This is a genomic window from Pseudomonas sp. 8Z (assembly GCF_902506535.1).
Lineage (GTDB): Bacteria > Pseudomonadota > Gammaproteobacteria > Pseudomonadales > Pseudomonadaceae > Aquipseudomonas.
In genome coordinates this window covers 14,710-28,817 of record NZ_LR733826.1, presented here as the reverse complement: position 1 = coordinate 28,817, position 14,108 = coordinate 14,710, and the positions used below count along the sequence as shown (strand labels likewise).

Annotated in this window: 10 protein-coding genes and 1 riboswitch; all 10 genes read right to left on the bottom strand. The window is 65.2% G+C overall.

Annotation, left to right across the window (positions count from 1 at the left end; all coding sequences use genetic code 11):
• Positions 1-247 precede the first annotated feature (247 nt).
• A complete protein-coding gene (locus AERO9A_RS09480) occupies positions 248-655 on the bottom strand; it encodes a DUF1850 domain-containing protein (protein ID WP_159971703.1) in 408 nt (135 codons plus the stop codon).
• Positions 652-2,679 carry a TRAP transporter permease gene (locus AERO9A_RS09475; protein ID WP_159971701.1) on the bottom strand — a complete coding sequence of 676 codons (2,028 nt, stop codon included), beginning with the start codon at positions 2,677-2,679 and terminating at the stop codon, positions 652-654. Before AERO9A_RS09475 ends, AERO9A_RS09480 begins: the two co-directional genes overlap by 4 nt.
• Positions 2,680-2,905: 226 nt before the next feature.
• Entirely contained in the window at positions 2,906-3,859 is a 954-nt protein-coding gene (locus AERO9A_RS09470; protein WP_159971699.1) for a TAXI family TRAP transporter solute-binding subunit, read from the bottom strand.
• A 479-nt stretch (positions 3,860-4,338) separates the two neighbouring features.
• Positions 4,339-5,679, bottom strand: coding sequence for a sigma-54 dependent transcriptional regulator (locus AERO9A_RS09465; protein ID WP_159971698.1), 1,341 nt, complete (start codon positions 5,677-5,679; stop codon positions 4,339-4,341).
• 258 nt (positions 5,680-5,937) lie between these two features.
• On the bottom strand, positions 5,938-7,683 hold the full coding sequence (locus AERO9A_RS09460; protein WP_159971696.1) for an ATP-binding protein: 1,746 nt from the start codon (positions 7,681-7,683) through the stop codon (positions 5,938-5,940).
• A 59-nt stretch (positions 7,684-7,742) separates the two neighbouring features.
• Complete coding sequence (locus AERO9A_RS09455; RefSeq protein WP_159971695.1) at positions 7,743-8,750, bottom strand: iron ABC transporter permease; 1,008 nt, start codon at positions 8,748-8,750, stop codon at positions 7,743-7,745.
• A complete protein-coding gene (locus AERO9A_RS09450) occupies positions 8,747-9,718 on the bottom strand; it encodes an ABC transporter substrate-binding protein (RefSeq protein ID WP_159971694.1) in 972 nt (323 codons plus the stop codon). The genes AERO9A_RS09455 and AERO9A_RS09450 overlap by 4 nt, the downstream gene beginning before the upstream one ends.
• The gene (locus AERO9A_RS09445; protein ID WP_256665897.1) at positions 9,718-10,560 is read right to left on the bottom strand and encodes an ABC transporter ATP-binding protein; all 843 of its coding nucleotides are present in this window, start codon (positions 10,558-10,560) and stop codon (positions 9,718-9,720) included. Before AERO9A_RS09445 ends, AERO9A_RS09450 begins: the two co-directional genes overlap by 1 nt.
• 43 nt (positions 10,561-10,603) lie before the next feature.
• The gene (locus AERO9A_RS09440) at positions 10,604-12,721 is read right to left on the bottom strand and encodes a TonB-dependent siderophore receptor (RefSeq protein ID WP_159971693.1); all 2,118 of its coding nucleotides are present in this window, start codon (positions 12,719-12,721) and stop codon (positions 10,604-10,606) included.
• Between the two features lie 262 nt (positions 12,722-12,983).
• A riboswitch (cobalamin riboswitch) is annotated at positions 12,984-13,178 on the bottom strand.
• Positions 13,179-13,271: 93 nt separating this feature from the next.
• On the bottom strand, positions 13,272-13,970 hold the full coding sequence (locus AERO9A_RS09435) for a ferredoxin (protein WP_159971691.1): 699 nt from the start codon (positions 13,968-13,970) through the stop codon (positions 13,272-13,274).
• Positions 13,971-14,108: the final 138 nt, after the last annotated feature.

Below are 14,108 nucleotides of genomic sequence, written 5' to 3'. Positions count from 1 at the left end.
GGCTCGATACTTCCAGTAAGGGGCGCCATAGGCGCTGTGCAGTCTGTGCCTGGGTGGCAGGTTTGCCCCGGCATGGTCACTGCTGATGGCTAGGCAGTCAATGCTAATAAATCGCATTTAATCCAAATTATCGTCCCCGAGCCAAACCACCCCAGACGAACAAAACCCCCACAGGCTCTCGCCATATGGGGGTTTCTTCCTTGCGCCGACGCTTGTGGCGCCGGGAGCCTGGTTCGCGCTGGCGAACCTAACCCGCGTCGGGGGCGGGGGTGCTCAGCTCACAGCTCCAGAGTTCCAACGCCGGCTGGCTCGCTTTTGGCGGGCCGAGCCAGTCGCTCATCGGGCGACAACGCTGGTCGATACACAGTTGGTAATCCCCAGCTTCGGGCGTGCGCCCAACGCGCAGGGGTTGCAAGGGCGGTAGTTGGCGCTGGTAGTGCCAACTGCCATTGCGCAGTTCGGCGCCGGTGGGAATCTCCATCCCGGCGCCCGAGCCTTTGACCCGCGCCTCGCCGAGGATCAAACCCTCGGCGCTGACGCGGTAATCCTCTTCCCAGCGAATCTTCTCGATGGTGTGGTTCCAGGCCAGAGTGAACGCGGGTGTGGGCAGCGACGCCCACACCACACCGGCCATCCCCAGACACAGGCCGATCACGCCGCGGCCACCTGGGCACGCCGTGCGCGCCACAGGTGCTGAGCGATGAACAGCGCGCTGAGGGCGAAGCCGATTTCATCGCTCGACGGCGTGGCCAGGATCAGGCTGGCACCCGCGGCGAAGCCCAGCAGGCGCTCCCACCAGCTCAGCTTGGCCTGCAGGTAGCCGGTGAAGATCGCACCGAGCAGGCCGATGGCCAGTACCGCCTTGAAGATGACGTAGAACGTCGCCAATAGGCTGTCGCCCTGCAACATCAGCGCCGGCGAGTACACCGCCATGAACGGCACGACGAAGCCGGCCACAGCGATACGCACCGCCCACAGGCTGATCTTCAGGCCACGCTCCTTGGCGATCGGTGCCGCCGCGAAGCAGGCCAGCGCCACCGGCGGGGTGAGGTCGGCCATGATGCCGAAGTAGAAGACAAACATGTGCGAGACGATCAGCGGCACACCCAGATCAAGCAGCGCCGGTGCAGCGATGGAGCTGGTGATGATGTAGTTGGGGATGGTCGGAATGCCCATGCCCAGCACCAGGCAGGTGAGCATGGTCAGCACCAGCGAGAGGAACAGGTTGTCCTGGCCGATGGCGAGGATGTAGCCGGCGAAAGTGGAAGCCACCCCGGTCAGCGACACCACGCCGATGATCACCCCGACCAGGGCGCAGGCGATACCCACCGGCACGGCATGGCGCGCACCTTCAACCAAGGCGTGCAGACACAGGGTCAGGGTGTCGCGGCCACCCTTGATGAACCAGCACACCACCACCAACGCGGCGATGACGCCGAACACCACACCGATACCAAGCTGGAAGAAACCAGCGCAGAGCACGCCGAGGGCAATCCAGAAGGCGAAGCGCATGGCCTTAGACGACACCTGCAGGATGATCGCCGAACCGAGGATGACCATGGCGGTCAGCGCCAGGCCGACAGTGCCGGAGAACAGCGGCGTGCGCCCGGAGAACAGCAGGTAGACCAGAATGGCCAGCGGGATCAGCAAGAACCAGCGCTCACGCACGGCCTTCCACGGGTTCGGGCATTCATCCTTGGGCAGGCCGCGCAGATTGGCGCGCAGCGCCTCCAGATGCACCATCCAGAATACCGAGCCGAAGTACAAGAGCGCCGGAACCAGCGCAGCCTTGGCCACCTCGAAGAACGGCACGTTGATGGTCTCGGCCATGATGAAAGCCACGGCGCCCATGATCGGCGGCATGATCTGGCTGCCCATCGACGAAGTGGCCTCGACACCACCGGCGAAGGCCGGGCGATAGCCGAAGCGCTTCATCAGCGGGATGGTGAACTGCCCGGTGGTGACCACGTTAGCCACGCCGGAACCGGTGATGGTGCCCATCAGCGCCGACGACACCACCGACACCTTGGCCGGGCCACCGAGCTTGTGGCCGAACAGGCCCATGGCGAAATCGGTGAACAGCTTGATCATCCCGGCCTGCTCAAGGAAGGCGCCGAACAGGATGAACAGGAAGATGTAGGTAGCCGACACATAGGTTGGCGTGCCGTACAGGCCTTCGGTGCCGAACGACAACTGGTTGACGATCTGGTCGATGTCATAGCCGCGGTGCATCAGGTCGCCCGGCAGGTACTGCCCCAGCAGACCGTAGGCGAGAAACAGCGCGCAGATGATCGGCAGGGCGATGCCCATGACCCGGCGTGCGGCCTCGAATACCAGCACGATCAGCACCAGGCCAACGACCATGTCGGTGCTGGTCATGTCCCCCGAGCGCTGGATCAGATCCGCCTCGAAGTACCACTGATAAAGCGCGGTGGCCATACCGGCCAGGCCCAGCAACCAGGCCAGCGGCTGCCATGGGCGACCCTTGCCCAACGCCGGGTAGCTGATGAACACCAGCAACAACAGGAAGCCCACGTGCACGGCACGCAGCACCTGAGTGGAAAACGGATGGAAAGCCGCCGTAATGATCTGGAAAACGGAAAACAGCAGCGCAACGGCAAAGAGTGCCTTGGGCCAGTCCGAAGGACTGGCGGACAGGTCGTTGTTCTGATCACTCATGGAGTGCAAACCTCATAACTACATAGGATGCGGAGGCAAAGTCGCCAACAAAACCCACCGCCGATGAGCGCCGGTTTTATTCGCGATTCTGGGGGTTCTGCCGATTTCGGTCTTGGCGCTGTAGGAGCGGCTTCAGCCGCGATTGGCTCGTGAGCATCGCGGCTGAAGCCGCTCCTACAAAAGCCCGTGCGTAAGGCCGCGATTTATGTCGCGGCCTGACTCGGCATTACAGCGCGCCGACTTCCTTGTAGTAACGCTCGGCGCCCGGATGCAGCGGGATCGGCAGGTTCTTGGCAGCGCTTTCCAGCTTGATGTCCTTGGCCGCAGAGTGGGCGTTGCCCAGGCGGTCGAGGTTGTCGAACATCAGCTTGGTCATCTGGTAGGCCACCTCGTCGGACACGCCTTCATGGCTCACCAGAATGTTGGTGATGGCCACGGTGGGCACGTCGGCGTCCTGACCGTCATAGGTGCCAGCCGGAATGGTCGCCGGTTGATAGGCAGCGTTGCCGATCTTGGCGGTGACGTCTGCCGGGATCGAGACGAAGTTGATCTTCATGGTCGAGGCCAGATCGCGGATGGCCGCCATACCCAAGCCAGAGGATTGCAGGGTGGCGTCGAGCTGGCGGTTCTTGATCAGCTCAACCGACTCGGCGTAGGGCAGGAATTCCACCGCTGCCATGTCCTTGTAGGTCAGGCCGGCGGCAGCGAAGATGGCGCGCGCGTTCAGCTCGGTGCCGGACTTCGGCGCACCCACGGAGATGCGCTTACCTTTCAGATCCGCCAGGGTCTTGATGCCGGAATCGGCGTTGGCGACGATCTGGATGTAGTTCGGGTAAGTACCGGCGATGGCGCGCAGCTTCTTCAGCGGGGCCTTGAAGCCAGCATCTTCCACGCCATTCCAGGCATCAGCGACCGAATCACCCAGGGCGAAGGCCAGTTCACCACGGCCCGCTTGCAGCAGGTTGAGGTTCTCCACCGAAGCCTTGGTGGCCTGTACCGAGGTCTTGGAGCCTTCGATGCCCGTGGTGTAGAGCTGCGACAGGGCCACACCGATGGGGTAGTACACGCCGCTGGTACCGCCGGTGAGCACGTTGATGAAGGTGGGCGCAGCAAGTACCGCCGTACTGGCAGTGAGGGCCGCAGCAGCGGCGAAAAGGCCGAGTTTCTTGGTCAGTTGCATGGAAGTATCTCCGTCGTTGTTATGGCTTTATGCAGAGGTTCACTCTAGACGATGCCTACCGCGACCAGCGGCAAGGCGTCGTCGCGCGGCGCGATTAGCGGCGCCGGGTGCAGCATCGGACAAGTACCGCAGCGGTGGCGGTCGGATGGCAGCCCATGAGCAGCAATGGCTGCGACAGGGTGCAAGGGGCATGGCAGTTCATGGGCTGACCTCTTGTCGTTCTTATGGTCGCCGCATCGGCAAAAGAGCGCGCGGCTGACAAGGCTTTAGCAGATGCCGTGCCAGTGCCTGAAATGCCCGCAATAGAAGGGTTCAACCAGATGACCCAGGGGTCACTGAGCGGGAAACCGCCGACATCTGTGACGCAGTCGGCAAAAATCCGCCTATGCGTAGCCCAGATGTAATCCGGGAAATCAGTGCGAAACCAGCCCCGGATTGCATCCGGGCTACGACGGGTCCCCAGCCGCTGGGGGCGCACGCTACTCCTCTCCGGCGGGTAGATAGTCGCTGCGTGATAGCCCGTGGCGCTGCATCTTTTCGTTGAGCGTGCGTCGCGGCAGTTGCAACATCTCCATCACCGCGGCGATGTTGCCCTGGCATTGCAGCAGGGCGTTATGCAGGCAGCGCGCCTCGAAGGCCTCCATCTGCTCGGCCAGCGCCTGCCCGGCAAAACGCTCGTCCGGCGACGGGCTGGAAAGCCCCAGCGCATGGCGCTCGGCGGCGTTGATCAATTCGCGCACATTACCCGGCCAGTCATGCCCGAGCAGCCGCGCCAGCTCGCTCGGGGCCAACGGTGCAACCTCGCGGCCATGGCGCAGGGCGGCCTCATGGGCGAAGTGGTCGAACAACAGAGGAATGTCCTCACGGCGCTCGCGCAGCGGCGGAATATGCAGGGTGGCGACGTTGAGGCGATACACCAGGTCTTCGCGAAAACGCCCGGCTTTCACCTCGTCGAGCAGATCCGGCTTGGCCGCGCTGATCACCCGCAGGTCCACCTTGATGCTCTTGTTCGAACCCAGACGCTCCAGGGTCTTTTCCTGCAGCACGCGCAGCAGCTTGACCTGCTGCGCCAGCGGCATGCTTTCCACCTCATCGAGGAACAGGGTGCCGCCATCAGCATGTTCGATACGCCCGATGCGCCGCGCCTGGGCGCCGGTGAAGGCGCCGCTCTCGTGGCCGAACAGCTCGCTCTCGAAGATGCTCTCGGGGATCGCCGCGCAGTTGAGTGCGGCGAAGGCCTTGCCGGCACGCGGGCTGAAGTCGTGCAGGCAGCGCGCCACACGCTCCTTGCCACTGCCGGTTTCCCCGCGAATCAGCACGTTGACCGAAGTGCCGGCCAGTTCGAGGATCTGCCGCCGCAGGTTCTCCATCGCGCGTGAAATACCGATCAACTGGCTCTCGATGCGCCCCTTGTCCGCCACCTGGCGACGCAGCTCGCGGTTCTCGCAGACCAGGCGGCGCTTGTCCAACGCCCGGCGCACGCTGTCGAGCAGACGCTCGGGGGCGAAGGGCTTCTCGATGAAGTCATAGGCACCGCTGCGCAGCGCCTGCACGGCCATCGGCACGTCGCCATGGCCGGTGACCATGATCACCGGCAGGTCGCGATCGATCTGCAGCAGCTTGTCGAGCAGTTGCAGGCCATCACTTCCGGGCATGCGTACATCGCTGACGATGATGCCGGGGTAATCGCGATCCACCACCGCCAATGCCTCGGTCGCGCTGGCGCAGGTGCGTACGTTGAAGCCGGACAACTCCAGCCACTGCTGCACCGCTTCGCGAATCGCCGCTTCGTCGTCAACCACTATGACCTGAGCGCTCATGCCACCTCCTCATCAAAACGGCTGGCAGTGTAGCCCGAGCACGCTCACGTAGGAGCGGCTTTAGCCGCGATAGACGTAGGGTGGATGACGCTTCCCCCATCCACCAAGACCACGGCAACCTCGGTGGATGAAAACACCCTACAGGTCATTACGCCGAACTGGTGGGCTTCAGCCCACCGACTAGGGTTCACCTTTGCTTGGTGGGCTAAAGCCCACCCTACAGAGCTAAAGCGGAGCGCCGACCGGCCCACCAGGTCATCACGCAGCCGGCAAACGCAGGGTAAACACCGCGCCCAGCTCGCTATTGTCGGCCTCCAGGCTGCCACCCAGATCGCGCACGATGCCGTAAGACACCGCCAACCCGAGCCCCAACCCCTGCCCCACCGGCTTGGTGGTGAAGAAGGGTTCGAAGACGCGCCCCAACGCTTGCTCGGCGATGCCACCGCCACTGTCCTCGACGCTCAGCACGCAGTCGTCGCAATCACGGGCGATACGCACCAGCAGCACGCGGGTATCGCGCTCGACCATGGCATCGAGAGCGTTGTGCAGCAGATTGAGGATCACCTGTTCGAGGCGAATGGCATCGCCCAACACCTGCGCCCCGGCATCCACCTCGCGGCGCAGTTCCACCTGTTCACTGCGCATGCGTGGCGCCAGCAGTTGCAGGGCCTGCTCCAGCACATCGGCCAAGCTCAGGCGTTCGCTCAAGCCTGCCGGGCTCTTGCGGGCGAAGGTCTTCAGGTGGCCGGTCAGCGCGGCCATGCGTTGCAGCAGGCCGTCGACACGCTGCAGGCCGTCGCGCACGGCCTCCGGGCGGCCGCTGTCGAGCAGCAGGCGCAGGCTGCCGAGCTGCATCTGCAAGGCAGTCAGCGGCTGATTGATCTCGTGCGCCAGCGCCGCCGACATCTGCCCCAGCGCGGCCATCTTGGCGGCATGCACCAGGCCTTCCTGGGCTTCGCGCAGCTCAGATGTGCGCAACTCCACTTCACGCTCCAGACGCTCGCGGATACCAGCCTGCAACCGCTGATTCTTGCGCCGCTGCACGAGGAACAGCAGCAGGAAGGCCAAAGTTGTCCACACCCCGGCAGCGGCCAGGCGATAGCTGCGCACGCTGTCGGCCAGGCCGGACGGTTCGCTGAGCAGGTGCAGCGTCCAACCTTCCTCGGGCATCAGCAGGCGTTGCCAGAGGTAATCGCGCGGGCCATCCGGGCCATCGACCCGCGCCCATTCGGCGTCAGCATCGATGCGCCGGTGCTGCACACTGGCCAACGACTGCAGCGATTGCTCGGCGTACTTGCGCACCTCCACCAACTCGGCGCGTGCGGCCTCGTTCAACGGTTGCAGAGCGCGGAAGCGCCAGGCCGGACGATTGCTCAGGATCACTACCTGATAACTGTCGGCCACCAGCAGGACGCCCGGCTGGCCAACCCAATCGCGCTGCAGCTCTTCCAGCTCCAGCTTGACCACCAGCACCCCGAGCAGGCGGCCGTCGTCGTCACGCACCACATGGGAGAGGAAATAACCGGGAATGCCGGTGGTCACCCCCACCGCAAAATAGCGCGCGCCCTCGTTGCGCAGGGCATCCTGAAAGTAAGGGCGAAAGGCGTAGTTGTTGCCGACGAAGCTGCTCCAGTCACGCCAGTTGCTCGCCACCAGCGCCTCGCCTTGGGTATCGAGCAGGTACAACACGGTGGAGCCCGCCGCCGCGTTGAGGCGCTCCAGGCGCAGGTTCAGGGCCTGGCGCAACGACTGATCATCCGGCGTGCGCAGCAGCGCCTTGATGTCACTGTCCAGCGCCAGCACCTCGGGCACCGAGCTAAAGCGCTCGACCAGGGTGCGAATCGACTGAGCGTAGAGCTGCAACTGCCCACGCGACTCGACGCTGCGCTCATCCCAAGCATGCCGCTCAGCGTAACGCCCGCCCAGCCAGACGCTCAGCAGCAAACCGGCAAGGATTGCCAGAACGGTGAACAGAACGCGATAGCGCGGGCGTAGCACAGGCATGCAGAGGCTCGACTGGTGAAAACCTCGGGCATCTTACTGCACCCGACAGCGCTTGCCCGCTACCGACGCCGCAGCAGCGCGACGAAAAACACCCCGCCGATGGCAGCGGTAACGATGCCGATGGGCAGATCCTGCGGCGCCAGCCAGGTGCGCGCCGCAACATCGACCCAGACCAGGAACAGCGCCCCCAGCAGCGCCGCCACCGGCAGCACGCGGCGATGCTCGGCGCCGACCAGAAAGCGCGCCACGTGCGGCAGCATCAGGCCGACAAAGCCGATGGCGCCAGACAGCGACACCAGCACGCCGGTGAGCAGGGACGCCACCACGAACACCAGCAGGCGCACCCGGCGCGGCTCCAGACCGAGGCTCACCGCACTTTGCTCGCCGGCCATCAGCGCGTTGAGCGCGCGGCCCAGGCCGAGCAGCACGATCATGGCCAGAGCCAGACAAACCGCCGGCAGCCAGAGCAGCTCCCAGCGCGCCAGGCCAAGGCCGCCGAGCATCCAGAACAACACCGAGCTGGCCGCATGCGGGTTGCCCAGGTACAGCAGCAGGTTGCTGGCCGCCATCATCACGAAAGACACCGCCACCCCGGCCAGCAGCAGGCGGTCGCTCTCCAGGCGCCCGCCCCGGCTGGCGATGGCCAGCACCAGCAGCATGCTCGCCAGCGCGCCGACGAAGGCCGCCAGCGGCAGGCTGAGCAAGCCGGCAAATTCGCCCAGGTAGAGCACCACGATCACCGCACCGAAGGCCGCACCGGAGCTGACGCCGAGCAGATGAGGGTCGGCCAGCGGGTTACGCGTCACCGCCTGCAGCACCGTGCCCACCAGCGCCAGCCCCGCGCCGACCAGCGCACCGAGCAGCACCCGTGGTGCACGCAGTTGCCAGACGATACTGTCTTGGCCGCTGTTGACCGGCACCTCGGACGCGATGCCGAACAGGTGCTGGCCGAGGATCGCCACCACGCGCTCAAGCGGCACCTGCGCCGCACCAAAGGCCAGCGACCAGGCGCAGGACAGCGCCAGCAGCACAGCCAGCCCGAGCAACAGCAGGCGATAGCGACTCACCGGGCGAAGGCCTCGGGGTGCAGCGCGGCGGCCAGGGTTTCGATGGCGGCGGCGTTGTCCAGGCTTGGCGTCACCGCCAGATACGGCAGCACCACGAAGCGCTTGTCACGGATCGCGGTGACGCCCTGCAGCGCCGGGTGCTGCAGCAGGAAGTCGCGCTTCTGCGCCGCCGTGCGCTCGCCGTAGTCGACGATCAGGATGACTTCGGGGTCTTGCTCGACCACCGCCTCCCAGCCCACCTTGATCCAACTACCGGCCACCCCATCCATCACATTGCGCCCGCCGGCCGCCTCGATCAGCGGCTGCGGCATGCCCTGGCGCCCGGCGCTGAAAGGCAGGTCTTCGCCGCTGTCGTAGACGAACACGCGTGGCCGCGTCGGCTGCCCACCGAGGCGCGCCTGCACCGCCGCCACCCGCGCCTGCATGCCCTGCACCAGCGCCTCGGCGCGATCCTCGACGGCGAAGATTCGACCGAGGTTGCGCAGGTCGGTGTAGACATCGTCGAGGCTGGCGACGCGGCCCGGCATCACATGCGCGCAGGACTCGCTCAGCTCGTACACCGGGATGCCAAAGCGCGCCAGGCTGGCCGGCGTGACTTCGCCGCCCATACGCATGCCGTAATTCCAGCCGGCAAAGACGAAATCGGTGCCAGCGCCCAGCAGGTTTTCCAGCGACGGGTAGCGCGCGGCCAGCTCGGGCAAACCATCGAGCTGCTTACGCATGCTCGGATCGAGGGTCTTCCAGCCGCTGATGCCGGTGTAACCGGCCATGCGCTCCTTGAGTCCCAGAGCCAGGAGCATGGCGGTCATATTCACGTCATGGCTGACCGCGTGTTGCGGCGGCTGGTCGATGGTGATTTGCCGGTCGCAACTGGTGACGGTGACGGCCCAGGCGGGGCTGGCCAGCACCAGCACCGAGAGCACAAGCATGGGTAGGAGCGGCTTCAGCCGCGAAGGGCACAGAGTCATCAGACTATCCAGGTAATGCGCGGATAACCCGCCAGTGGATGGGTGTCGACCAGCGCCTGCACACCGAACACCTGTTGCAGCAGCTCGGCAGTGAGTACCTCGGCGGGCGTGCCGACGGCCACCAGGCGGCCCTGGTCGATGACGCACAGGCGGTCGCAGAAGGCCGCCGCCAGGTTCAGATCATGGAAGCTGGCCAGGGTCGCCAGGCCCAGCGATTTGATCTGCCGCAGCAGCTCGATCTGGTAACGCGGGTCGAGGTGGTTGGTCGGCTCGTCGAGAATCAGCAGTTGCGGCTGCTGCACCAGGGCGCGGGCGAGCAAGGCGCGCTGCTTCTCGCCGCCGGACAGATGGGCGAAATCCTGCTGCGCCCGCTCGCTCAGGCCGACCCGCGCCAGCGCCTCATCGACCAGACGCTGATCCTCACCATCGTCGCCGTCGAACAGCCCCTTGTGCGGCGTACGCCCCATGGCCGCCACCTCGTGCACGCGCAGGCCGAAGTCCTGCGGGAATTCCTGCAACACCACCGCCACGCGCTGCGCGCTCCAGCGCGGCGGGCGCTGCCACAGCGCTTCACCGCCCAGCTCGACGCTGCCACTGCAAGGCCGCTGAAAACGATAGGCGCAGCGCAGCAGGCTGGTCTTGCCACTGCCGTTGGGGCCGATCAGGCCGAGCAGCTCACCATCGCCGATCTCCAAGTCGATGGCGTCGAGCAGGGCGCGCTGGCCGTCCGGCGACCAGGCCAGATCGCGAATGCGCAAACGCGGCTCAGGCGCCGCCGTACGGCGGCTCGCAGGCGGCGAGAACAGGCTGAACGACCAACCCGAGGCGCTACTCACTGACACAAGAACTCTCCACATGCGGCGCGCCAGCACAGGCACGCGCGCTTCAAAAACTGTAATCCGCCGTAACGAACAGCGAACGCGGCGCGCCGAGGAACCACTGTTGGCCATCGCTGCTGGCACTGGTGGCGTACTGGCGGTCGAACAGGTTATTCAACTCCAGGCCCAGGCGCACGTCCGACAGCACCTGCCAGGCGATATTCGCATCGATCACGGTGTAACCCGGCACCTTCTCGGTATTGGCCGTATCGACATAACGCGCATCGACATAGCGCGCGCCAATGCCGGCCTCCACGCCACTGCCGAGATCCTTGTTCAGCCACAGGTTGGCCGTGCGCTTGGGCACGTCGACCGGGCGATTGCCGCTGCGATCACCACCGCCTTCGACGAAGTCGTCGTACTCGGCGCGCACGAAAGCCGCGTTGGCCGACACCTGCCAGCCCTGCCCCAGCGCCAGTTCCAGCGAGGCCTCCAGGCCATCCGAAGACTGCTGGCCGATCTGCTCGGTGGGCGAAGTCGGCGTGGCGCGGCTGAGCAGCTTCTTCTTGACGATATGATAGGCGGCCAGCGTCCACTCGCCCTGCCCGTCCCAGAACAGTTGCTTGAGGCCGATCTCGGTCTGCTTGGCTTCGCTCAGGTCGAACTGCTGCTGCGTCGGGTTCAAGGTCAGCAGGTTGTTCACCCCTTCGGTGCTGGTGGCGTACTGGCCGTACAGCGACCGCTCCGGGGTCAGGGCGAAGACCAGCCCGGCACGCCAGTTGTCGCCCGTGAGGCTGCGGTCGACGCGGCTGTCGTCGACCCGATTGCTACGGTCGAGGTGCACCTGATCGCGGCGCACGCCGGTAACCAGCGACAAGCGCTCGGTGAGCTGAGTGCGGTTCTCGGCGAACAGCGAGAATTGCTGGGCCAGGTTGCGCTCGCGTGGGCGGTAACCAAGCGGTTCATTGCTCTGGTAGTTGCCGCCACCGGAGCCGGCCAGCGGCACACTGTCGCTGAATTCATTAAAAGAATCGCTAGCAAAGTCATGCTGACGGGCGAAGTGGATGCGGTTGTAATCCACGCCCACCACTGTGCGGCTATCGAGCCCGAACAGCGGATGCTCTAGGGTGAAGGTCTGACGGTCGCCGACCTGCTCCTGGGTGTGTTTGATCCGGTAGAACTCGCTGCGCGCGATCGTATCGCCCGGCTGCCAACGGTAGGCCTCGCTGTTGCGCCAGTAGCGCTGGGTCTTGATGTAGTAGAGCTGGTTGTTGGCCGTCAGCGCGTCGTTGATGCGCCAATCCGTCACCAGGCGGGTGATCTGGTCGTTGTAGTGAATATCGGCGTTGGCGACGTTGTAGTTGCGCTCGCGCAGACTCTCACGGAACTTGCCATCGACCAGCGGCGTGCCGAGGTAGCGCTCCGGGCTCTGCTCGCCTTGGTCGTGGAACAGGGTGAAGCTCAGATCGTCATTCGCCTCCCAACGCAGCGCGGCGCTCAGCGCCAGGCTGTTGGAATCACCACGGTCGACCCAGCCATTGCTGGCCTGCTGGTTGAGGTTGAAGCGATAGCTCAGCGCGTCGCTCAGCGAGCCGCCGCTGTCCAGCGCGGCCTGGCGGCGGTCGTCGCTGCCATAGCCCAGGCGCAGGTGATTCTCGACCGGGCCGGCGAAGGGCTTCTTCGGCACCACGTTGATCACCGCGCCGGTGGCGCCTTCGCCATAGAGCACCGAGGCCGGGCCACGCAGCACGTCGATACGCGCCACCGACCAGGTGTCCACCGGGAAGGTCACGGTGCCGGCACCGACGTACTGGCGAGTGCCGTCGTAGAGCTGCATGGTCGCCGAGTGGCCGGTGAAGCCGCGCGCCGACAGCGCGGTGCCGCCATTGCCGGGCGAGCCGATAAAGGTGATACCGGGCGTGCGCGTGACCGCGTCCTGCACACTGCGGTTGTTGCGCCCGCGCACCTCGGCGCCGCTCAGGCTGCTGGTACTGGCCGGGGTTTGCAGGGCCGAAAGCTCCAGCCGCGAGCCGCTACTGGTGGGCGTGCGCAAATCGCTCTCGCCCTCCTCGGCGGCCTGTGCCTGCACATCGAGCGCGGGCAGATCGACAGCGCCATCAGCCAGGGCCAGGCTGCTGAATAGCAGGGCCAGCGGCCAGGTGCAATGCAGAGCGGGGTTTCGCACGGTAGAGCTTCCGTTGTTGCGCGGAGAATCGATGAATGAAACGCAAGTGTTATAACATAACATTATTGATCTTCGCAGCCTGTCTTGCAGGCGTACGGACGGTGCTGCTATAGCAGCCGAAAACGGTTGAGTGAAGCGGAAATGGCGCGCCATGAGTGTTCCATCGTCAGGGAAAAGGCACGGCAATCCGATGGAAATGCGCAACAGCAGACAGGAGCGCGAAGCGCCCTACTGGAGTCAACGCCCGCCCACCGCGGGTTGCCAGACACAAACGACTCCAGGCCGGTCTCCGGGCTTGCGAGGGTCATGACCGCATCGCCTTCCCATGCGCGTGGCGCACAGTGGCGTATCGATGCGGTCGCTCGCTTACCGTTGCGGGGGCAGCGTCGGACTTCAACCGACTTCCCGTTTCACCTTGCGCACGGCGGCGCAAGACACCTGAAGCGGGGCGGATATGACCACCCGCACCCGCTCAAGTCAAGGCGCGGGGCCGACTGTGGGTTGGACTCAGACGTAGGGTGGACAACGCGCAGCTTGTCCACCATGGCGGCTAGTTGCCACCCGGCCCATCGATCCGCAACTCCGGCACTGCCCTACCCGCCACCAGACGCTCATCGACCAGGCGAATCACCGCTGCTTCATCCTTGACTCCATACCACTCGCCCTGTGGATAAAGGCTCGCGGTCGGGCCCAGATCGCAGGGGAACTGGCACTGGCTGCGGGTGATATGCACGCCGCCCTCGCACTCCAGCTTGCCCGCCGCCTTGAGCCGCTGGCGCAGGGTTTTCCACAAGCCCAGCGCGCCCTTGCGCGTGCAACGCGGGCCGTTGCACAGCAGCAGGCGCTGAGCATGCGGCGGAATCTGCGACCAGGCGTGGTGCTCCGGCACGGGCGGCACGTCGCTGCAGGAAAGATGCGCTTCGCGGCGTTCGAGCAACACGCCCAGGCCATCGAGCCAGGCATCTTCCATGGCGCTACAAACCACGAATACCTCGCTCCCGTTACCGCGTTCGGCGATGCGCTCACGCAGCCAGTCGCGGTGCGCAGCATCGGCGCGCGGCTCCAGGTCGACCACCAGCAGCGGGCGTGGAGCTTCATCGATGGCCTGCCAGAAACCATCCTGCTCGGTGTCATGCAGATGCGCCTCACCCAGCAGCGCTTCGATACGCTGCTGCAGACGCTCGGACGATGCACCACGCCCCAGGCCGGGGCCGATAAACAGAATGCGCGCGTAGGGGGCTTGGCTCATGACAGTCTCCAAAACGGGGCGGCAGTCTAGCAGCGCGTGTAGGGTGGACGTCGCTTTTCACGTCCACCAAGGCGGTGGATTGATAAAGCACCGTAGGGCGGGAGCAACCCGCCAGATCGGCATTGGCGGGTTTCACCC